This window comes from Cohnella ginsengisoli (genome assembly GCF_029525555.1).
GTDB classification, from domain to species: Bacteria; Bacillota; Bacilli; order Paenibacillales; family Paenibacillaceae; genus Cohnella; species Cohnella ginsengisoli.
On the sequence record NZ_JAPDHZ010000003.1, the window covers coordinates 1,049,178 to 1,069,920 of the forward strand.

16 protein-coding genes and 2 pseudogenes are annotated in these 20,743 nt (G+C 54.0%); 8 read left to right on the forward strand and 10 right to left on the reverse strand.

All coding sequences use genetic code 11. From position 1 onward, the window contains the following. The first annotated feature begins 72 nt into the window (after positions 1-72). Both OMP38_RS16115 and OMP38_RS16120 read left to right on the forward strand, forming a co-directional pair. On the forward strand, positions 73-1,659 hold the full coding sequence (locus OMP38_RS16115) for a response regulator transcription factor (protein WP_277566040.1): 1,587 nt from the start codon (positions 73-75) through the stop codon (positions 1,657-1,659). Next, positions 1,656-3,383 (forward strand): sensor histidine kinase, encoded by a 1,728-nt coding sequence (locus tag OMP38_RS16120; RefSeq protein ID WP_277566041.1) that lies wholly within the window; start codon positions 1,656-1,658, stop codon positions 3,381-3,383. Before OMP38_RS16115 ends, OMP38_RS16120 begins: the two co-directional genes overlap by 4 nt. A 90-nt stretch (positions 3,384-3,473) precedes the next feature. On the opposite strand, the gene OMP38_RS34735 is transcribed toward OMP38_RS16120, so the two are convergent. From OMP38_RS34735 to OMP38_RS16130, 3 genes are all read right to left on the reverse strand, one after another. Then, complete coding sequence (locus tag OMP38_RS34735) at positions 3,474-3,923, reverse strand: 3'-5' exonuclease (protein WP_338130525.1); 450 nt, start codon at positions 3,921-3,923, stop codon at positions 3,474-3,476. Between the two features lie 19 nt (positions 3,924-3,942). After that, positions 3,943-5,328: a nuclease-related domain-containing DEAD/DEAH box helicase gene (locus OMP38_RS16125; protein ID WP_338130526.1), complete on the reverse strand. Its 1,386-nt coding sequence runs from the start codon at positions 5,326-5,328 to the stop codon at positions 3,943-3,945. A gap of 86 nt (positions 5,329-5,414) precedes the next feature. Beyond that, positions 5,415-6,008, reverse strand: a complete 594-nt coding sequence (locus tag OMP38_RS16130; protein WP_277566042.1) for a hypothetical protein — start codon at positions 6,006-6,008, stop codon at positions 5,415-5,417. A 108-nt stretch (positions 6,009-6,116) separates the two neighbouring features. Here OMP38_RS16130 and OMP38_RS16135 point away from each other — a divergent pair, with 108 nt between their 5' ends. Together OMP38_RS16135 and OMP38_RS16140 are read left to right on the forward strand one after the other, a co-directional pair. Next, the gene (locus OMP38_RS16135; RefSeq protein WP_277566043.1) at positions 6,117-6,542 is read left to right on the forward strand and encodes a PH domain-containing protein; all 426 of its coding nucleotides are present in this window, start codon (positions 6,117-6,119) and stop codon (positions 6,540-6,542) included. A gap of 148 nt (positions 6,543-6,690) precedes the next feature. After that, entirely contained in the window at positions 6,691-7,287 is a 597-nt protein-coding gene (locus tag OMP38_RS16140) for a hypothetical protein (RefSeq protein ID WP_277566044.1), read from the forward strand. Between the two features lie 110 nt (positions 7,288-7,397). Here the strand turns inward: OMP38_RS16140 and OMP38_RS16145 are convergent, their stop codons facing one another. Next, the gene (locus OMP38_RS16145) at positions 7,398-13,760 is read right to left on the reverse strand and encodes a DUF4073 domain-containing protein (protein ID WP_277566045.1); all 6,363 of its coding nucleotides are present in this window, start codon (positions 13,758-13,760) and stop codon (positions 7,398-7,400) included. 157 nt (positions 13,761-13,917) lie between these two features. On the opposite strand from OMP38_RS16145, the pseudogene OMP38_RS16150 reads away from it, so the two are divergent. Next, positions 13,918-14,902: pseudogene (locus OMP38_RS16150) on the forward strand (aldo/keto reductase). Positions 14,903-14,965: 63 nt separating this feature from the next. Here the strand turns inward: OMP38_RS16150 and OMP38_RS16155 are convergent. Continuing rightward, positions 14,966-15,100, reverse strand: a complete 135-nt coding sequence (locus OMP38_RS16155) for a hypothetical protein (protein WP_277566046.1) — start codon at positions 15,098-15,100, stop codon at positions 14,966-14,968. A 385-nt stretch (positions 15,101-15,485) separates the two neighbouring features. On the opposite strand from OMP38_RS16155, the gene OMP38_RS16160 reads away from it, so the two are divergent. Together OMP38_RS16160 and OMP38_RS16165 are read left to right on the forward strand one after the other, a co-directional pair. Then, a complete protein-coding gene (locus OMP38_RS16160; RefSeq protein ID WP_277566047.1) occupies positions 15,486-16,340 on the forward strand; it encodes a hypothetical protein in 855 nt (284 codons plus the stop codon). An 819-nt stretch (positions 16,341-17,159) separates the two neighbouring features. Then, positions 17,160-17,468: pseudogene (locus OMP38_RS16165) on the forward strand (substrate-binding domain-containing protein); the annotation flags it as partial. A 37-nt stretch (positions 17,469-17,505) separates the two neighbouring features. Here OMP38_RS16165 and OMP38_RS16170 read toward each other — a convergent pair. Next, positions 17,506-17,862, reverse strand: a complete 357-nt coding sequence (locus OMP38_RS16170; RefSeq protein ID WP_277566048.1) for a hypothetical protein — start codon at positions 17,860-17,862, stop codon at positions 17,506-17,508. A gap of 144 nt (positions 17,863-18,006) precedes the next feature. Here OMP38_RS16170 and OMP38_RS16175 point away from each other — a divergent pair, with 144 nt between their 5' ends. Beyond that, positions 18,007-18,417, forward strand: coding sequence for a VOC family protein (locus OMP38_RS16175; protein WP_277566049.1), 411 nt, complete (start codon positions 18,007-18,009; stop codon positions 18,415-18,417). Positions 18,418-18,502: 85 nt separating this feature from the next. Here OMP38_RS16175 and OMP38_RS16180 read toward each other — a convergent pair whose 3' ends face one another. The 4 genes from OMP38_RS16180 to OMP38_RS16195 form a co-directional block, all read right to left on the reverse strand. Beyond that, positions 18,503-18,646 (reverse strand): SRPBCC family protein, encoded by a 144-nt coding sequence (locus tag OMP38_RS16180; protein WP_277566050.1) that lies wholly within the window; start codon positions 18,644-18,646, stop codon positions 18,503-18,505. A 28-nt stretch (positions 18,647-18,674) separates the two neighbouring features. Then, entirely contained in the window at positions 18,675-19,106 is a 432-nt protein-coding gene (locus OMP38_RS16185) for a hypothetical protein (protein WP_277566051.1), read from the reverse strand. Positions 19,107-19,212: 106 nt separating this feature from the next. Continuing rightward, complete coding sequence (locus OMP38_RS16190; protein WP_277566052.1) at positions 19,213-20,031, reverse strand: S1 family peptidase; 819 nt, start codon at positions 20,029-20,031, stop codon at positions 19,213-19,215. Next, entirely contained in the window at positions 19,997-20,470 is a 474-nt protein-coding gene (locus OMP38_RS16195; RefSeq protein ID WP_277566053.1) for a hypothetical protein, read from the reverse strand. Before OMP38_RS16195 ends, OMP38_RS16190 begins: the two co-directional genes overlap by 35 nt. Positions 20,471-20,743: the final 273 nt, after the last annotated feature.

The window sequence follows — 20,743 nt, forward strand, 5'->3', positions numbered from 1 at the left end:
CGAGACTTTCGGCGCAGCCCGATAATCAAATAGGAAGGCATCGGCGAGGAGAATCAGGGGGAGGCATCGGCCGTGTACAGCATACTGATCGTGGATGACGAGCGCTTCGAGCGGGACGGCGTGAAGTTCCTCATCGACAAATACGGCCTTGCGCTCCAGATCGCGGAGGCGGCGAGCGGCGAAGAGGCGCTTCAATATATAGCGGAGCATCCGATCGACATCCTGCTGACGGATATCCGCATGCGGGAGATGGACGGACTGCAGCTGGCCGAGCAGGTCCGCGGTTTGCAGCCGTCCGTGAAGATCATTTTTTTAAGCGCTTACGGCGAGTTCGAGTACGCGCAGAAGGCGATTCATCTGCAGGCGATTCAATACATCCTGAAGCCCGTGGACGTGACCAACTTCCTCGACGTGCTGATGAAGGCGATGCAGATGCTCCAGGAGGAGGAGCGGGCGCAGCAGTCGCTCCGTCAGGAGAGTCAGAAGAGCATCCAGTGGGAAAAGCATCGGATTCTGGCGGATCTGCTCAGCAGCGGCGGCGATGCGGGCGCCCTGACGGACGGCGATCCGCGGCATGCCCTGCTGCCCTGGCATCAGGTGCTGCCGAACGGGAATCTGTCCGGGGAACGGAGTTACCGCATGATGATGCTGGATACGAGACAGCGGTTCTTCGACTCGGCGGATCCCGAATTCGAGCAGAGCCTGACCGAGTGGCTGCCCTACCCCAGCTCCATCATCGACATGAACGAATACCAGAGTCTGATCCTGCTCGAGCTGCAGGCGGATGAACCGGCGGAGCGGTTCGGCGAGCTGGGCCGCGGGATCATGGCGTGGTTCATAGCGCGGGCGCAGCAGGAGACGAGCGTCATCGTCAGCGAGACGTTCAACGACGCGGAGGGCATGCGCGGCGAATACCGCAAGATCGAGGCGATCCTGGAGAGCAAGTTCTTCTACGAGGAGGGCGGCGTCCGGCTGACCGCGACCTTGGCGGAGCAGCCTGTCGATACGCACAATATCGAGCAGATGCTGGAAGAGATGAATGCGCTGATCGAGCGGCAGGAATTCGGGCTGGTCCGCACGCGCTTCGAGTCGCTGTTCGATCATCTGAGGAACAGCGACCGGTTCTCCGTGATCTACGTGAAGTACATCTGCTCGGAGATCGTGCGCTCGATCCTGAAGTCCACCAAGACCAAGGATCTCGGCTTTTTCAAGGACAGCCTGGAGACGATCTACAAGACCGCGGTGCTGAAGGATCTGCGCGGCGTCATGGCCGGCATCTTCGACGCGTGCGGCGCGCAGCCGGCGCCTGCCGCCCCGCCTCCGCACTCGGAGTCCGTGCACAAGGTCGTGGCCGATGTCATCCAGATCATCGAGCGGGAGTATCGATCCGAGCTGTCCGTCGAGCTCATCGCCGAGCGCGTGTATCTGACGCCGAGCTATCTCAGCCATCTGTTCGCCAAGCAGACCGGGCTCAGCCTGATCAAGTATCTGACCATGCACCGGCTGGCCAAGGCCAAGGCGCTGCTGCAGGAGACCAACCGCAAGATCATCGACATCAGCCATGACGTGGGCTACTCGAACTTTCCTTATTTCTGCACGCTGTTCAAGAACTACTACGGCAAGACCCCGACGCAGATTCGGGAAGGGAACCTGCCATGATCCGGCTGGTCCGGCGCTTCCTCGACAGGCTGCGGTTCCGGCAGAAGCTCATCCTGACGTATCTGGTCATCAGCATCATCCCGATCCTGATCCTGGGCATGTACTCCTATTATCAGTCCAAGACCTTCCTGCGCGAGCAGGCGCTCGAGAGCTTCCAGCGGAACGTGGACGTCATCTCGGAGAGCGTGCAATCCAACATGGATCACTACGAGACGATGTCCAGCCTCATCCTGTACAACAACGTCGTGCAGCGCATCCTGTCCAATCGATATATGGATCTGTACAATCTGTATCTGGACTTCAACCAGTTCCTCAATCCTTACCTCAACATGCTGATGAATCTGAACAAGGATACGACCCAGCTGTCGATCTACACGAACAGCCAGCTGCCCGAATACGGCGAGTATATCAACAAGATCGACCGGATCAAGGCGCTGCCCTGGTACGCGGACGTGGAGAAGGTGAAGGGCGTGAAGTGGTATCACGAGAACAATTCGCTGTTCCTCGCCGGCCCTTTTCCCAAGCTGTATGCCTCCGACCGGTCCGCCGTGACGGCGAGCGAGGACAACGTGCTGTACATCCGGGTCAACAACCGCACGCTGTTCGCCGACCTGCCCGACACGCTGCGCCAGCACTGGGTGTTCCTGATGGATGGCCAGGGGTCGTCCATCTACTCCAATCATGTGATGGATACGCAGACCGTAGCGCTGATGGAGAAAATACAGAACAGCCGGATGGGCGAAACGCGTATCGACGGGACGAAGATGCTGATGCTCAAGCAGGCGATCCCGCGCACCGATTGGACCCTGTACTGCCTCGTGCCCTACCGGGACATCGTCGAGGATTCGGGCAGCATCGTGAGCGCGACGCTGATCATCGCCGGCATCTGCCTGCTCATCCTGATCGTCATCATCTCCCTCTTCGCCAACTCCATGATCCGGCGCCTGTACCGGCTGAACAACTGGATGAAGCGGGCCGAGGACGGCGAGCTCGAGCTGCGCATCCAGAACACTTCGCGGGACGAGATCGGCGAGCTGACCGACCGCTTCGGACACATGATGCAGCGGATCAACGAGCTGATCAACGAGGGCTATAAGAACAAGATCATCCAGAAGGAAGCCGAGCTCAAGGCGCTCAAGTCGCAGATCACGCCCCACTTCCTGTACAACACCCTGTCCTTCATCAACTGGAAGGCGCTGAGGAGCGACGATCAAGAGATCAGCCAGATGGTGACGAACCTGTCCCGCTTCTATCGCACCGCGCTCAATCGCGGGGACAACATCATCTCCGTCCGCGACGAGATCATCAACGTCCAGTCGTATCTGGACATTGTCCTGACGACGAGCGGGCACAGCTTCGACGTGCTCTACGACATCGACGAGGAGATCTACGCCTACGGCATGATCAACCTCATCCTGCAGCCGTTGGTCGAGAACGCCGTCAAGCACGGCATCAACCGCAAGACGGACGGCGGCAAGGGCCTGATCGAGATCTCGGTGCGCCTGCACGACGACACGATCGAATTCAGCGTGCGGGACAACGGGCCGGGCATCGAGCCGCAGCGATTATCGGAGCTACTCTCCACGCCGACCGCGGGCTATGGTCTCAAGCACGTCGACGAGCGCATCAAGCTCATCTTCGGCGCCGACTTCGGGCTAACGATTGAAGCGCTTACGATCCCGGGGGCGTGCATGCGGGTGCGGATACCGAGGCAGATAGTATGAGGGGCGCGGCACAATCCGCATGTTTAGCGTCGCATGTATGGCGTTATAGACACCGAACAGGCCCTCCGCGACCGGAGGGCCTGTTCATCATTACCCCATCTTCTTCGCCGTCTTCCCCTTCTTGCCCCGCTGCTCCAGCACCTCATCCAGATACGCCGTAAACTTCGACTCGCCGCTGTAGGAAACGAACAGCCAGTCGAGCGCCCGCGTCATCGCGATGTAGAACAACGACACTTCCTTCTCCTCAGCCTGCTCGAGCGGGTACGGCATGCTGTCGACATTGACGACGAACACCGCTCGAAAATCAAGCGCCTTCGCGCCGGCGATGGTCGAGAGCTTAATCGATTCGTTGGCGCGATCGGACCACCCTGCTGCATCCTCGTTTTCCGAGATCCAGTCATAGGGCATGCCCGCTTCAGACAGCGCCCTACGAATCGCGTCCACATAAGAGGCGTGATAATTGTCCTTCACGCGGTACAGAATCGCCATGTCGGCATAAGAGATTTTCTGCTCGTCATGCAGATAAGCGATACGCGCCACGACCTTCTTCAGCTCGTCGCTAAACCGATCGCATCGCGCGATGACCGGCTCCGGTCCCTTGCGGTGCGTGCTGTACGGGGGGGATGAGGTCTACGCCGTCGACGGATCCGTTCTGAACCTTATGCTGTAAGGCGGAGTGCCGCTGGTAAAAGTCCCACGCGAACTGCACGATCTGCGCCGTATTTCGGTAGTTCATCGATAGAATACGCGATCTGTCGCGACGTCCCATGCCCTGCGCCCGATTCCCCGCCTGCGGCAGACGCTGCGTCTCCGGATTCAACACGAGCCCGAGCAGCTGCAGCCACTCCGGATCGAAGCTCTTCCCTTCGTCGACGAAGATCGCATCGTAAGTGGGCAGAATCGCCTCGTTCTGGTCCAGCTTCTCGATCAGCACCGGGATGTCCGCCTCCCGCCCGTTCAGGACTGTCCTTAGCCATTCGTGAAAAGGGAACACCGCGATGTTCGACTCCACGGCGGCGCCGGCCTTCTGCTCTTCGAGGCGGATGAGATCCAGCAGATCCTCCGGTTCGTTCATCAGCCGATCGATCGTCTGCCGAAGCGTCCGCGCTCGCGCGATCTCGCGGCAGAGCACGAGAATCTTCCAGTCCGGATACTGTTTGGCGAGCCTTCTGGCGCGGCCGGCGAGTACGACCGGTTTCCCGCCCCTGTCTTCCGCCCGAGCTCTATTTTCCTGATGCAGATCCGTCGTCTGGATATGCCGAAGCGACAGAAGCAGCTGATCCTGGTCCTCGGCCGGCTGCCTGAACTCCGCGCTGATCCGCGCCTCGGCGAACAGATGCTGCCGAATCGCCCGCATATCCTCCGCCGTCAGATGGTAGCGGCGGCGGCTCCACGCCGTGAACAACCCATGGATTTTATCGATCAGGCCATCTGCCGAGAATCCCGCATCCTCCGGGTCGATCTCGTCGCGACACAGCACGAACGCCGGCGCGATGACCTCGTACAAGTCATATCGAATGAAGTCATCCCGCTTCAATCTCGTAAATACGGTCCCGCACCCGCACGCAAACTTCAGCTGACCTCGATCCTTCCCTTCCGTCTGGATCAGATCGGGATCCTGCCTCAGCTGATTCGCCACATGCCTCGCGTGATCTCGCACCTCGTTGTACGGATTCCGCACCGTCTCCACGCGACCCGCAGCGGTGTGCAGCTGCCATCCGCGATCATCCATTTGGAAGAGCATCGACGGGGTATAGTCCCTCACTTCCAATACGACCAAACCCAGATCCGGGCCGATGACGACGAAGTCGAGCCTTTTCCCATCAATCTCCGGCTCATAATACACCATATAATCGCTCGGCAGGCATTCCTTCAAGGTGCGAAAAAGTAGACGTTCCCCCGCTGCCGCACTTGTCCGAATAACCTCCGGGACCATATAGGCCATCTCTGTCACACCTTTAACTGATTTATCCCAATTGATAATAGTATATATTCATTTACTGGAGATGGGTAGGAATGGCGCAAGCTCGTTTAATTTAAGGATAAGGTTTTCGAGACGCCTTGCACGTCAAACACAATCGTGGATTCGTTTAACCAGCGTACATTTTGGATGCCGGCGTACTTCTTGCCATAAGGCAGCTCAAAGTTGAAATCGTTAGATCGAGAATGACGCAGAAGCAGTTGATTGGCGGACTTCTGATAGATTTCGAAAAAATAGCGGCTCTCCCCTAACGTTGCAGTCCGATAACGGAATACCAACGAATGCTCATGCTGAGGAGAATCCAAATGTTGATAGCTCCATTGCGGAAGCGCATAATGCGCATACAGATACAACCCAAGCCCGACACATATGCCAATTGGCATGGAGATGAGCAGGATCGCCTTTGCCCAGCTATGGGAGAGGGAAAACAAAAGCAGGATGACAAAATGTACGAGTATCAGCGACAACACATGGCTTTCATTAAAAAAGAATAAAACATAGTCGTTCAAAAATAAGATCAGTAAAGCGGCATCCATGAGCATCATCGATAGAAGCAAAATTAGAATAACGATTTTATAAGTTCGGTTTCCAGTCCCCTTGTACACGCGATTCCCCCCGTCCAAGTTCAGCTTGCGAAACGCCAAAAAAACTCGCCATCCACATTATAGATGAATGATTTACCATTTGAGGAGGGTTTTAGCGGGACTGTGCCGAATGGTGTATCCATCTCAACCCTAAGGAGGTTATCGTTCATGGGTCTTTTCAGCGGATTATTCAACAACTACTCGGAAGTGTCGGTCCAGGAGCTGCAGGAGAAATACGGCGCTTACCTGACGCCGAACGAGACGATTCAGACCGGCTTCAAGCTGATTCGGGACGCCTTTGTGTTCACGGACGAACGGCTGATTCTGATCGATCATCAAGGCGTGACCGGCAGCAAAACAAGAGTCGTGTCGATTCACCTGGACGCGATCTACGAGGTGACGATGGAGACGTCGGGCACCGGATTCGACGATTGCGAAGTGACGATCCACTATATTTCTTCCCCTTATCACAAGAGCAACAATATTTCAGTCGCATCGTACAAGTTTGAATTCGGCAAAAAATTTAACGCGAAGCCGATCTACACGACCTTAATGTCCATCGCCCTTGCCAATAACAAACGGTTGAACGGGTGAACGACCGTGCAGATCTTAACACGGCTTGGCGTGACGCTTCTCATGCTGGCAGCGATGCTGTCCGCGTCCGGCTGCGGATTGAAGGATGGTTTGCCCGGAGCGCTTAGGGGGAGAGTGCCTTGGAGAGATTGAATGGGTCGACTTTCTCATGCTGAGCGATGTCATGTACACGGCCAATTCCGAAGGAACGAAGGAAGTCTCGCAAGCCAAGCAAGGAGAGAAGGTAGGCGAGGTTTCGTATATGTTAAACGATCATGCCTGCACGGACCACCAGGCTAAGAACGGCGATGCCGCCTTTCTGCCGATCGGCACGGCGATCTATGCGATGAACGACTATAAACCGTCGTACAGGGTCATGGCGGGCGGCAAAGTGTATGAGGCCCATTCCAATCCGAATGCGAAGACGCTCGGCGACCTGTGGGACATCGATGGGAAAATCGCGAAGGTCAGCCTCGAGAGCGGCATGGACGGGAGCCCGATCGGCGACTTCGCGCCGGAAGCGTCGGCCGTCTTCGCCAGGGATTTGCCGCAGCTGAAGCTGGTTGGCTTCGATACGATCTACAAAGACAACAAGCCCGAATACGGCATTTTTCTGCGGGTGCACCTGCTGGATGGCACTTCCTTCCGAATGGTTTTCTACGAAAAGGCGAATGCCTTCACGGCCGGCGCCTATGGCACCGAAGCGATGAAGACGGTCATCGTCGGCGAGCGAACGCGGATCAAGAAGGCAGCCGGGTTAATGTAGCTTTGTGTCTGTTACTACAGCAAAACGGGACCGAGCTGAGGATCGCCTCAGTCTTGGTCCCGTTTCGTTTATACAGCGGCCTCGCCTGATAAGCGTGACCCTATCTTTTTTTACACGACCGTCTCAATAAATCTTTGCAGCATGGCCGCGACTTCCGCGCGCGTCGCCGTTTCCTTCGGCGCGAAGGCGTTGTCGCTCCGACCGGTGATGATGCCGGATTGCTGCATGTACAGCGCCGCTTGGCGTGCCCAGGCATCGATCGCGGACGCGTCGGAATAGCTAAGCGTCTTGTCGGCAGCCACGCTCGTGTCCGCCTTGATGAACTGCGCGAACCGATAGAGCATCGCCGCCAACTCCTGGCGCGTCACCTGGCGATCCGGCTCGAATCGCGTGCCGCCCACGCCCTGGATGATGCCATTGCCGGCCGCCCAGTCCAGATAAGCGCCGTACCAGCCGTCATAATCGACATCCGTGAAAACGTGCTTATCCGTCGCGCTCAGCGGGCCATAGCTTCTCTCGTACAAACGGCCGATGACGGTTGCCAGCATGGCGCGCGTCATGCCCGTGTCCGGCGAGAAAGTCCGCTCGTTCGTACCGACGAAGATCTCGCGCTCCGTGACGAAGTCGATGTAGGACTTGCCCCAGTGAGTCGCAATATCTCTGAACGCTTTGGGGTTCGCTTCGAACTGCACCGTCTTGCCGCTCGGCGCGATGTACTTCATCGTACCCGAAGCGTCGGTGGCGAAGCCGATGAACACCTTGCTGCCGCCTTCTTCGTAGAATGGCAGTCCGGCTGCTTTAATTTTCGAGAACTCAGCTTTGATCGTATGCGCCGCCGTGACACTTACGAACGTGTAGCTGTCTACTGCGCCTACGCTCTTGCCGTCAACCGTCACATCCGAGATGACATATCCTTCATCCGGCTTGATCGCGAAGGTCTGGCTGCCGCCCTGCGTCACCGCGATCGCCCCGGATGGACTCATGCTGCCGCCAATACCCGCTATCGCGGTAAGGGTGTAGCTCGCGCTTGTCGAACCGACGACAGGAGGCGTGCCGACCGTTCCGTAAGCGACGGCATACGTCGAGAAGTTTTGCGCCCAGATGACGATCTGATTGCCCTCCGCATCCAGCATATAGCCCTCCGTAGAAGGCGTGACTGCGGAATAAGGCAGCAGCGTCAGTTTCTGAGCGGCGCCGTCATGGTAACGGTAGATCGTGACATTATCTTTGCCCGCCAGATCGTAAGGCACGATAATCTTCAGCAGGCTTCCGACCGTAGACAGCGTGCTGCGCGTCGTTTGATTGGACGTATCGACGCGCGTCTTGGTCAACGTCATGTCCAGGTACAGGTCGAGCGACTGACCGCCGGCCAGATTTTGCAACTGCGAAGCGCCCGTTGCTGCGGAAGCGCCAAGCTTCTCTACGCCCAGCGTGATCTTCACCGACCCGCCGTTCGCGACAAGCTGCCTATCGTCGGCCGTGTACACGTTTTGCGTATCCGCGAACAGGTCGTTCAGTCCGTCCACGACGATACTAGGCGTGTCGCCTTTGATCTCCAGCGCACTGTTCTTGTTGCCCCTCGGCAGTACGATGAACCGCGGGCTGAAGTCGTAATCCTGATCCTTCACCGTCACGGCGACCGTAATGATCTGATCGTCCTTGGTGACGACCAGATTGTAGGTGCCGTTCGGTACGCCGGTTGCCTTGAAGTGTCCCACAGCATCGGTGGTCGCGGTCGATCCGATCTGAACGTTGCCCTTCATCACCTTGACGGTCGCTCCGGCGCTGTAGTTGGCTTCCGGCGCGTCATCCACGACCGTGCCGAGGACGTTGTAAGTGCCGTTGATGGTGAAATAGATCGTCTTTGCCTCGCCTGCCGGCACACTGCCGCTTGCCTTCACGCGAACCTTTACCGTATGCTCACCGCTCAGAACCGGCGGGCTCTCCGGATTGTAGGCGATCCAGCTGCCGTCGTCGATCGCGTATTCCATCGTATCGTCGATGCCGGTAATGACGTTAGTTACGTCATTGGCCGACACAGACGGCTGTGCTGGCGGGTTCGGCGTGAAGGTAATGACCTTCTCCTCGCCGGCCGGCACACTGCCGCTTGCCTTCACGCGAACCTTTACCGTATGCTCGCCGCTCAGAACGGGCGGGCTCGCCGGGTTGTAGGCGATCCAGCTGCCGTCGTCGATGGCGTACTCCATCGAGTCATAGATGCCTGTGATGACGTTGGTTACGTCATTAGCCATTACAGACGGTGCGGCTGGCGGATTGGTTGTGAAGGTGATGACCTTCTCCTCGCCTGCCGGTACGCTGCCGCTCGCCTTTACGCGAACCTTAACCGTGTGCTCGCCGCTCAGAACCGGTGGGTTCGCCGAGTCATAAGACACCCAGTTTCCGTCGTCGATGGCGTATTCCATCGAGACGTCGATGCCGGTTATGACGTTGGCTACGTCATTAGCCGACACAGACGGCGCCGCTGGCGGGTTGGTCGTGAAGGCGATGACCTTCTCTTCGCCTGCCGGCACACTGCCGCTTGCCTTCACGCGAACCTTGACCGTGTGCTCGCCGCTCAGAACCGGCGGGCTCGCCGGGTTGTAGGCGATCCAGCTGCCGTCGTCGATGGCGTACTCCATCGAGTCATTGATGCCTGTGATGACGTTGGTTATGTCATTTGCCGATACAGACGGCGCTGCTGGCGGATTCAGCGTAAAGTTCAGCGTCGTCGTCTCCCCTGCCGGCTTGTCCGTACCGGAATTCGCCGCCACGCGCACGAGTACCTCAGCCGTGCCCGGAAATACCGGCGGATTGCCGGGATCGTATGCCGTCCACGACCCGCCGTTTAACGCATACTCCATCGCCGCGGTAGCGCCGACGATCGTATTCGAATCGTTATCCGCCGTTACATTCGGCGCGTCAGGCTTCGGCTCGGACGTTACGACCGCTGTCGCATCGCCGAAGCGCACGACCTTGCCATCAGCGTCGACTTCCGCCACGCCGACTTTGTCGCCGTCGGTAGCCGGAATCAGGCCGTTGCTTGGCAGCTCGTCATAGCCCGTTAATGTGTCGCCTACCTTCGGAACGACTACCGTGCCGCTGCCGAAGTTGACGTACATCAGCTTGTGACCCTCCGGCAGCATCCCACCTACTTCAATCTTCGTCTTGCCGTCATTGCTCGCGCCGCTCGGGTCGCCGGCTGCGACCGTCAAGCCCGATGCCGGTATCGGCGTCGTGTCGCTTACCGTAATCGCGAGCGTCTGCGTCGATCCCGCGCTGAAATGGAACGTCAACGTCGTCGTACCGACCGACTGCGATGCCAAGTAGGTCTTCTTGATCGTCAACGTCGAGTCGCTGACCGTATAATCGGTGCCGAGGCTGAGCGAAGTCGTCCCGTTTTTAATGCTGGACAGCTCATTGCCGTTCAATGTCATGCTCGTCGTGACATCCTGATAGTGCCCCGCCGACGTATTCGCAGAATTCAGATCGAACGTCGCCGTCGTTGGGCTGATCGTGCTGTTCAACGGCGCCGTTTCGTTAACCGTGATCTTGTAAGACTTGGTCGATCCGTCAGCGGCGGTAACCATGACATCGATCAACGTGGACCCATCGGCGTCCAGCGTGATCGTTCGCGCGCTGCCGCTTGTCGTGGAGTCGCCGTGGACCGTCACGGTCGCGCCGCTGTCCGCTACCGTCGGCGTCACGTCGATCGAAGTCGTCCCGTACGGTACGTTTACGGTATAAGTTTCCGTATTCGGATCGAACGTCAACGAGCCCGGATTTACTATCAGATTGCTGAGATAGGCATTGTCGCTAAGCGGTGCCGCGGTCGTCGTAAAATCCTTGCTGCCGACAAGACTTGCATTCCCCGCACTGTCTTTAGCCACAAAGTAGGCATAGTAATGCGTGCCTGCCGTCAATCCCGTTACGTTAAACGACTTGGCCGCCGCAGCTGTAGCCGCGCCATTGTCCGACTTGATTGCCGTCGCTCCCAAGTGGTTCTGGCCGGCAACGACTTGTGCCGCCGTAGGCGGCGTCGCGCTTGTCGTCAACACGTAATACAGCGTTGCATTTTCGTCGCTTGTCGCTTTTAAAGCGGCATCCGACTGGGTAATCCCTGATACGTCGATTCCCGATAAGACGGGCGAGGTCACATCCGCAGCCGCTCCGGCCCGATGGATCGTCACGGCATAGTAGAGGGATTTAAAGAGGTCGCTGCTATCGATCTGAATGTATGCAGTCGAAGAACCGCCTTCCGGCAGGTTCAAGAATGAAAGACTGTAACCTCCGCTGTTTGTACCTGCATAATCCGGATCATCGTAGAGATAGACGGTCCCGCTGCCCGCGACAGGCACGATGTCGGCCATGTCCAGCTTCGTCACGCTGTTCGCCACGTTGATGGACCACGTGATCGGATCCGCAGCTGTGCCTGTCCCGCCTCCGGGAGATAGATCGTTTTGGCCCAGGACGCTTGCGAGCGAAGGAGCGTCGCCGACCGGAACCGGATCGGACGCCAGCACGACCATGGCATTGTCGCCGCCCACCGCATAAAACTTGCCGTCCTTGAAATAGACATCGTTCAGCGTGCTGCCCGCTATGCCAAGCTTTTGTTCGGAGATGGATATCCAGTTCTCGGCATCGGTCGAATAATAGACTCCGGGATGAACGTTGCTGTCGGCATCGTAAACCGTACCGACGACGACAAAGTAGCCATCCCCGTAGGCCATGCTGCTCAGATCGGAATACGCAGGATCGATCTCATGCTCGATCCACGTCATCGGGCCCCCGGTCGGCGCGTCTGCCGACGAAAGCGCCTTGGGCGCTCCCGTGGTCCCGTCCACTGCTGCAAGAACATAGCGGGAACCGTCGAATGCAATATCTCTAAAGCTATCGCTGTTCGCAACGTAATCGTCCAAAGAACTCATGGGGGTCCAACCGGCACCGCTCGAAGCCGTCATCCAGACGCCCCCATAACCAAAGACGAAGAACATGCCGTTGGCATAGCCAAGGTTCATTGCGTAGGCGCCGTCTAATTCCGTCTCCAAAGACCAATTAATTCCGTCCGGAGAAGTCAGCACATCGTCGCCGTCAGTCACCGCCACAAATACGCCGTTGCCGTACTCCAACCCGACGACTTTGCCGGAAGCACCCGCAGGCAGATCGTACGTCGCCCAGTTGACGCCGTCTGCGCTTGAGCCGAGCTTAGAGCCGCCGGCGACGAACCGCCCCTCGCCGTATACAATCTTGGAGAAGGTATAATATGGAGGCAAAGCCGTTGATGGGGCAAGCTGGTTGAAGCCAGCTTCGGAAGTAAACAAGCCGCCGTCGGCGCTTTCATTGCCATCTGAAGGCACCGCTTCGCCAACGGCCACCCATTTGCCGCCTCCGCTTGCAACGCCCTTCAAATCGATCTCGATTCTCTGCCATTGGCTGCCGTCGGCAGTCACAAGCAAGCTGTTCAACGCCCCTGTCACCGCGACGATACTCGTACCATTAGAGGCAAACGACAAGATCGAGATGTTCGATACCTTGGCCGACGGCGTCCAATTCACGCCGTTGTCCGTGGAAATATCCAACTTCCCCGATTTGCCGTAACGATATAAGGCAGATCCGGATTGGCCGACTCCGATCGTGCCGTCGAATGAAGCGGCTCGCGCGAAGCTGACGCCGTTCGTGCTGATATAACCTTCTTGCCATTTATAGTTCGCGTACAACTGATTATTATAAATGGAAAATCCAAGGGAACCGTCGCCGAGGATTGCTGTAGCAAATGAAGTGGTCCAACTCGACCCGTTCGTCGAGTAGGCATAGCCGGTAAACAAATTCGTTGATGCAACATAATTCCCTTTAAACTTAACAAAGTCTACTAAATAGAAGGCACTTGAACTGCTTGAACCGCTTTTCACAAATCGGGGAATATTGCCCCATTGGCTCCATGTCTCTCCATCAGCAGAGCGCAAAATAATGCCCTGATCCTGACTGTTATTCCCGTTCCAGGCTGCGCCGGCCGCGTAAAACGCCGCATCCTCGGCAACATACCGAACTTTTTGCAGCGTACTTCCGGTAACGGCGTGCTCCGTCCAGGACAAACCGTCGGGAGATTCGATCAGTTTGGCAAGAGCAGTTCCAGACGAACGATCAGTGCCTACCGCCACATACTTCCCGCTGCCGTAAGCGACGCTGCTCCAGTCGGCTTTATCGAGAGACGCCGGCAAGATTATACGCGTCCAATTCAATCCGTCTCCGGACCGGACGACGCGTCCTTTTGCGCCCACCGCCACGTAAGCGCCGTCGCCGTTGATATTCTCGCCGTAAACGACGCTTGCCAAGCTGCCGTCGACATTTGACGCACTCGCGGACTCTACGATGAGTCCTGGGCTGCCCGCATGCGCGGATGTCAAATAGAGCTGTGGAAAAATCAGACACATTAATAATAAAATAATCAAGTGTCTGCGCGCAGCCAAAGTATTCATGATCGTCCTCCTCGATGTGTAGGGGCATTATAACTATAAAGAATATACTAAACGTCAATTAACAAACGCTTAACAGGTCTGATAGCGCATCCAACCACCCATCTGCTACAATATTTTTCGACTACACTTTATGGCATCGACATCGGAGGATGAGCACATGAACTTACGTCCGCTAGGCAAAACGGGCTTGCAGGTTAGCGAGGTCAGCTTCGGTACGTGGGCGATCGGGGGGATCATGGGGGCAGACGAACGATGAAGAGTCGCTCCGCGCCTTGGACAAGGCGATGGACGAGGGCGTCAACTTCTTCGATACGGCAGACGTGTACGGCGACGGCAAGAGCGAGCGGCTGCTCGCCCGCGCTACCAAGGGCAAGGAAGACAAGATTCACGTTGCCACGAAGTTCTGTCGCCAGGGCGATATTCACGATCAGCAGACGTATTCGGAGCAGCGGGTTCGCCAGTGGTGCGAGGACAGCCTGAAGCGCCTGGAACGCGATACGATCGATCTATATCAGATCCACTGCGCGCCGTTCGAGACCCTGAAGCAGGGCGCCGTGTTCGAGGTGCTGGACAAGCTGCAGCAGGAAGGCAAGATCAGCGCTTACGGCGTCAGCGTCGAGACCGTGGACGAAGGCTTGTTCTGTCTGGAAAAGTCGGGCGTGCAGGCGCTGCAGATCATCTTCAACATCTTTCGACAAAAGCCGATCGCAGAGCTCCTCCCCCGCGCGGCCGAGCGCGGCGTCGGCCTGCTCGTCCGGCTGCCGCTCGCCAGCGGTCTCCTGACCGGCAAGTTCACGGCGGATGCATCCTTCGAAGCCGAAGACCATCGCAACTTCAACCAGAACGGCGAGGCCTTCAACGTGGGCGAGACGTTCGCCGGCCTACCCTTTGCCAAAGGCGTAGAGCTCGCGTCGCAGCTCAGCTGGATCGCCGAAGGCCGCGACAATATGACGCGCGCATCGCTCCGCTGGCTGCTGGACTTCAAGGAGATCACCTGCGTGATCCCGGGGTTCAAGAACGTGCGTCAAGTTGAGGACAATCTAGGCGTGCTGGCCACGAAGCCGTTCACTGCGGAAGAACACGAGCGGCTGCGGAAATTTTACCGGGAACAGGTCAGCGAACATATTCGGGGTGCTTATTAAGCTAGATGGATATAGGCGCTCATGCAGCAGCGGATCCGCCATATGGGGATCCACTGCATTTATTTAATGGGGGATATTGATGTTATTTTTTCCTTCTAACTCTCTTACTCTCTCTTCTAATTGAGCGATTCTTTTATTCATTTTACCGATCACCGGCACGCCAAATACAAGGATTAAAATAAACAAGACCACGGCCATACGCGACACACCTCCCTTCCAGATTCATCGGCAGCGCAGACGCGTTATTTCATATAAATGGAATGAAAAACAGAGCTGAGACGATATACGTTTCAGCTCTGTATTCGTTACAGCCGGTTCAATGATGAAGCGCCAACAAGTCTTTGAGATCTACCGCTGTTATCATTCAACTCGGTCCTCCATTTTTGCGGATACTACTCAAAAATTCGAGTATATTGAATTGCTTAGACTTGGATTAAGATAATCCCATCAACCACAGGCCATGTAAATTCGGGTTTGCACCATACGTAAAATGTTCGAAGTTATACAAAGGAGGCAGTTGTTAGAAAACAGTGCAGCGCCCAAGCCTAGGAGGATAAATTTCAATTAAAACTTGGAGGGAATTATGAAAATGAATTTTAAACGACTGAAAGTCGCGTTTGTCGGAAGTATTCTTGGCGTTATATTAAGTACCAGCTTTGCCAACATCAGCTTTGCGGCGGATACAGCACGGGCCAGCAGCAACCAAGCTAGTACAGGGAATAGAATTTCCCCTCTCGGAATTTTCTGGAACTGGGCAGCAGATAAGACCAATACGGATGGAACAACGATTACAACCACTGGCGGCAGCGTTCTTCAGGATGCTGACAATTGGGAAGCTGGACTGGGTGGTGAATATGTTCCCGGCAAAGGTTGGGTGCCTAGCGATACTTATACCGACATTGCTGACAGCTACAATACGATCAAGGATACAGTCTCTGCAGCTACTAAAGTGATTATTACGGTTGTTGCTACACCGGAAATCGGTAAAGGCGCGGCATCGGTGCTCGGTGCAACTGCTGCGGCTGGCGCTGTCAACTTTGGCGAAGTGCTCGCTGACTCGGATAACGGCAAGAAGGTCAGTATTATTAGCGCGGTTGACCGCGGTACGGCTAGTGCTGCAATTACGGAAATTATAGGGCAGGCGCTTCCGGGTGAAAGCTCCAAGCTTGCCGATGTTGTTGCCAAATCCATAATCAAGACGTCCGTAAAAACGGCCGCGGATACGATTCTAAATGGTGCAACAGGCAAAGATCCAGGCAAATCATTCGCAGACGACCTTACAGGCGGCCTCGTCGATGTTTATCTCATTACTGTAGGTGTAGAAGGCGCGGATAAAGATATTTTGAAGGCTGTTATTGGTGGCCAAATCAAGGATATCAAGGATATTTTAGCAGGCAAGATAACAATCGGAGGTTCAGGGGGGAACAATAGGCATTGATATGGGGAGCCTTCCCAAGGGTACGGGAAATTCTCAAGTTACACCTGGCACTGTAGGCGCACCACGTTCATCTGACACGCAAACGGAGGGCCCGTCAAAAGGAGGAACTTCTGGCGAGGGAGAAGGGCATTCCTCTAATGATAATCACGGAGATGGCAAAGGAGACGACTCCGATGATACCGCACATTACGTAACCATATATGACGCTGAAACAGGGCAAGTAATAGCCAGGTGGGAACTCGACGACGAAGGACGCCCAATCACCGGCGGGACACCTAATCCCGAAGAAGGCAGCGGTACCGATAACGGTCTAGGCGGGAAACTCGAACAGATCGGAGTCCACCTTCCTGGATGGGGTAAGAACGACGGCGATTCGTACAATGGCTCCAGCAGCTCGAACTCAAGTTCCAGTACCAATAGCGCAAACCATGTAGGCGGCGGCACCAACCTGTTCGAGCCTAGTTATGATACGCAAGGCTCAATAGGAACAGCGGCAGCTCCCGGAAGCTCGAATGAAGGCATGGGTGACGGGAACGCATCCGAAACCGGATCAGGCCCTGGAAATGGAGGCGGAATCCGTAGCCACGAAGACATCGGCACCATGTATTCCGGCAACACAGCGGACGATACCGGTTTTGGCGGACTTGATAAACTACCTATGGTGCGCGTCAACTAGTTGCACCCACGGCGAAAGGGTATGCCAGACGAGTTAACTCATGTCCTTTAATTACTAACATAATAATCTACTATCATTGAAAGCCCGAGAGGGCTTTTTATTTCGTTCTGGAGGTAAAACCAATCTCGTAGTATTCGAAACAGAAAAAAGGCTGTCCCTACCGCACCATGTTCGACCGGTCCTTCGAGAAAGAGGGCATCGACAGCATCACCTACTTGGAGTTTCAAAGCGCCGAAGCGATTAAACAATGCGCGATCTCGGGCATCGACATCGCCTTCCTGCCGGAGATCGTGACGGAAGCCGAAGTCGAACGAGGCGAGCTCGTCGCTCTTCCGTGGCAAATTCCGGACTTGCGCGTGTATACGCAGATGCTGTGGCATAAAGACAAGTGGCTGTCGCCGATCATGATGGGTTTCATAGAGGCTGTAAGAGAGGTTGCGCCAAAGGGATAATGCTCATTTCCGAGCATCCGAAATATCGACCACATTCTCATTTACGTCGTACACAATATAGTGTCGATTCCAACTTTGTTGGGTCGTAACGATCGCTTCTTGATTGGCTTTTTTTAAAAAAATAACCGGATCCCTCTTGGCGGTCGAATGTCCAACCTTCGCTTTCCATTCGTTCTATGAGCAACTCACGACCATTTCCGTTTTTAACTTTAGTCAGATACTCTCCTTCAGCTTCCATACGGACAATAGATTGATCGGATGTATTTAGCAGCCAGATGAGCTTTACGTTTGTGTATCCGACATCATTAATAAAGAGACCAGCGATTAGTAGTAAAAAAATGACAAGGCCTAGTATACTGAATACAGGCCATTTCCAACGTTTCCTCCGCATCATGGCGACCTCCTATTCTATAATCAGACGAATTCTTTATTTGAGAAGTTCGATGTTTAGACCGATGAATTCCCGAATCGGCTGTCGTCTATATAAACGAAGGTACGAATGAACAACAAACCAAATTGACGAAGAGGTGTTAGGAAAATGGCATTAACGTCCACATTCACGAGCTTGAACCTGCCTGTCAAAAACGTAGCACAATCGAAGGCGTTCTTCACCGGAATCGGCTTCGCGCTCAACCCGCAATTCCCCGATAGCGAGAACTCGGCAGCCATCGTCATCGGCGACAATCTGCAGATCATGCTGATCGCCGAATCCTTCTTTAACACGCTCACGGAGCGGGAAACCGTCGATACGAGCAAGTATTCGCAGTTCACGATCGCACTGGCCTTCGAGAGCCGGGAAAAGGTCGACGAGATCGTGAATACCGCGGTCTCCTTGGGCGGGAAATTGCACGCGGAACCCGAGGATCATGGGTTTATGTACCATTGGGGATTTGTGGACCTGGACGGCCATCTGTGGGCGATCAATTGCATGAACGCGGATGTGGCTTAAGGTTAAGGCTAACGGATAGTACGGCTCATACTTGGATTCAAAATGAAAGACGCTGGGTGCTTCCCCAGCGTCTTCTTCGCGAAGATTAGTTTTGTTCGGTATAGGCTTTGAAGTTGTCCATGATCGCTTGCCAGCCTGCTTGCTGGAACTCGACGGGGTGGCTGCTGTCCGCGTCAAACGTTTCAATGACCTTCGTCTCGTTGCCTTGGTCGACGAATGCAATATCCACTCTTCTCCCTTTATGCAAAAAGAGAAACTTATTGTTTCTCTTTATTTTCAATCCAGGTTAGAAAGGGAACATCTTGCTTATTTGTTGTATAAGCAATGTTTGTATTTTTGTCGATGAAAATTGTCCCTGTTCCCGTCAGTTCAATTGAAATTACGGTCCCATCGTTTTTATGCAGGCTAATCAGCCTCGGTTTATCTGCGGTTGCAGAACCTTCGGCAATCTTCGCTTCATCCAAATACTTTGTAAGTTCTTCAATGTCACTTTTCTCTGACAACTCTTTTGAGAGTGTACCATCACCAAGCATAATCGTCGCTTTAGATAGGTCACCTGGTTTAATCAAAAATAAATGATTTATTTCTGTTTCAGTACCTGTCTCATTATCGTTACTCTTCCCGCACCCGCTCACCAAAACAACAAAGCAAAAGGTCAACAAGAAAGCACAAATGGTTTTTAACTTCATTTCAGCACCCCTTATGTTGTTTAATCTTTAAACGTTTTACAGTGCTGAGTTGTTGCAGCAGACAGTGGGTGCCCGACTAATTAACACCCACTGTCTTACGAAATGATTAACTGTTCGGGTTAACTGCCTTAGTGGAACTACTTGTGTACAATGTTACAGCGCCACCATTAGCTAGTGCATTGCCAACTTTCGTGAAATAACCGTAATAACCTTCAGGTAGAGTCGAGGTGGCAAGACTCCTTCCTGATACGATACCAATTAATTGACCGTAATTATACGGATTGAATACGACTCCGCCGCTGTCTCCGCCTAACACAAGGCCTCCGTCATCTTTCTTGGCCTGTATCATCCCTGTGAGATGGATTGTTCCATAAGTTACAGTGGCGCTGGTATTAGTGACAGATCCGCAGGTTACACTCGTCTTTATACCGGATTTACAGATCAATTGTCCGTTAATAACGGTAGTTGTAGTCGTGTAATTCTTGTCATACTCCCCATTTGCAAGACCGTTATAATAATATCCATTCCCAATGCTACGAGAAGTGTCTGTGAGCAGTATCAGTCCAACATCAGTACCATAATCGCCATATGCGCTAAGATGTTGAGTGCCTACATTGGTTGTATTCTGTTTCGCAGCGCTGCCTATGCTAGTGACACAATGCCCTGCCGTAACTAAAAATTCCTTAGTGTCTTTTGTTGCCGTAAAGGCTGTACTACAATTGCTATTATCAATTGCGATTCCGCCGCCCATCGTAGTAAAGTTAGCAGTTCTTGCTAAGGCTGGTTCCGCATCTATAACTACGTCGTAGTTCACATCGACTACACTTTGATCAATTTCACTTGTGTCAAACAAAGCCTCGATAGTATTCCCTCTTGCTTGTGTCTCCCTTTCAAGATTCACTTCTACTTTTTTGGTCCTTGACACTCGTATTGATCTCATAGTTTGTAACCCCTGATCCTTCAAGATCTTGAGCAATCTCATCTCTCATTTTATCGAGTTGAGACTTTGAATATTTTACAGATTTAAATTCCAAAAATTCGCTCGGTACGATACTTTTTAGTTTTTCCCCCAGTTGATTTGTTTTTTCGTCCGTAGACGCAAGAGCCAAGACAAACTTGTATCCAGTCTGTGTATCAATATAAAGTTCTCCATATTCGTCGAGTGCCTCGGTCGACCCAATAGTGGTGTTAATCGTATGAACAACATCGTTCAAATACTGTTTCTCTATGTTGTATTGCTGCTGTTGTTCAGCAGACAAATTTAAATTAGCTTCGCTTTCAGCTGGTTCTGCAAATACAGATGAGGGTAAAATTACGCTTGCAGCTGTTAGAATAGTAAGAATCGATTTACTGACTTTTTTCATCTGTTAGATCCTCCTAATAGTTTTTTACACGAAGTCAGCTCAACTTACCAAAACTATCGAACTTATTCCCTCTCAGCTCCTTCCATACAAATAGTAATTAGTACAAAATAAGTATATAATGAAATCTATTAGGAGTCAGTCGAATTATGTAAATTTTGAGAATTTTTTGCTGGTTAACAATACTCATTTTTTTATGTCTAATTTACTATCAAAGTGTAACCTCTCTAACCTACTAAACTCCCGCCTTGCGCAATATATGCCGAGCCAAGATCC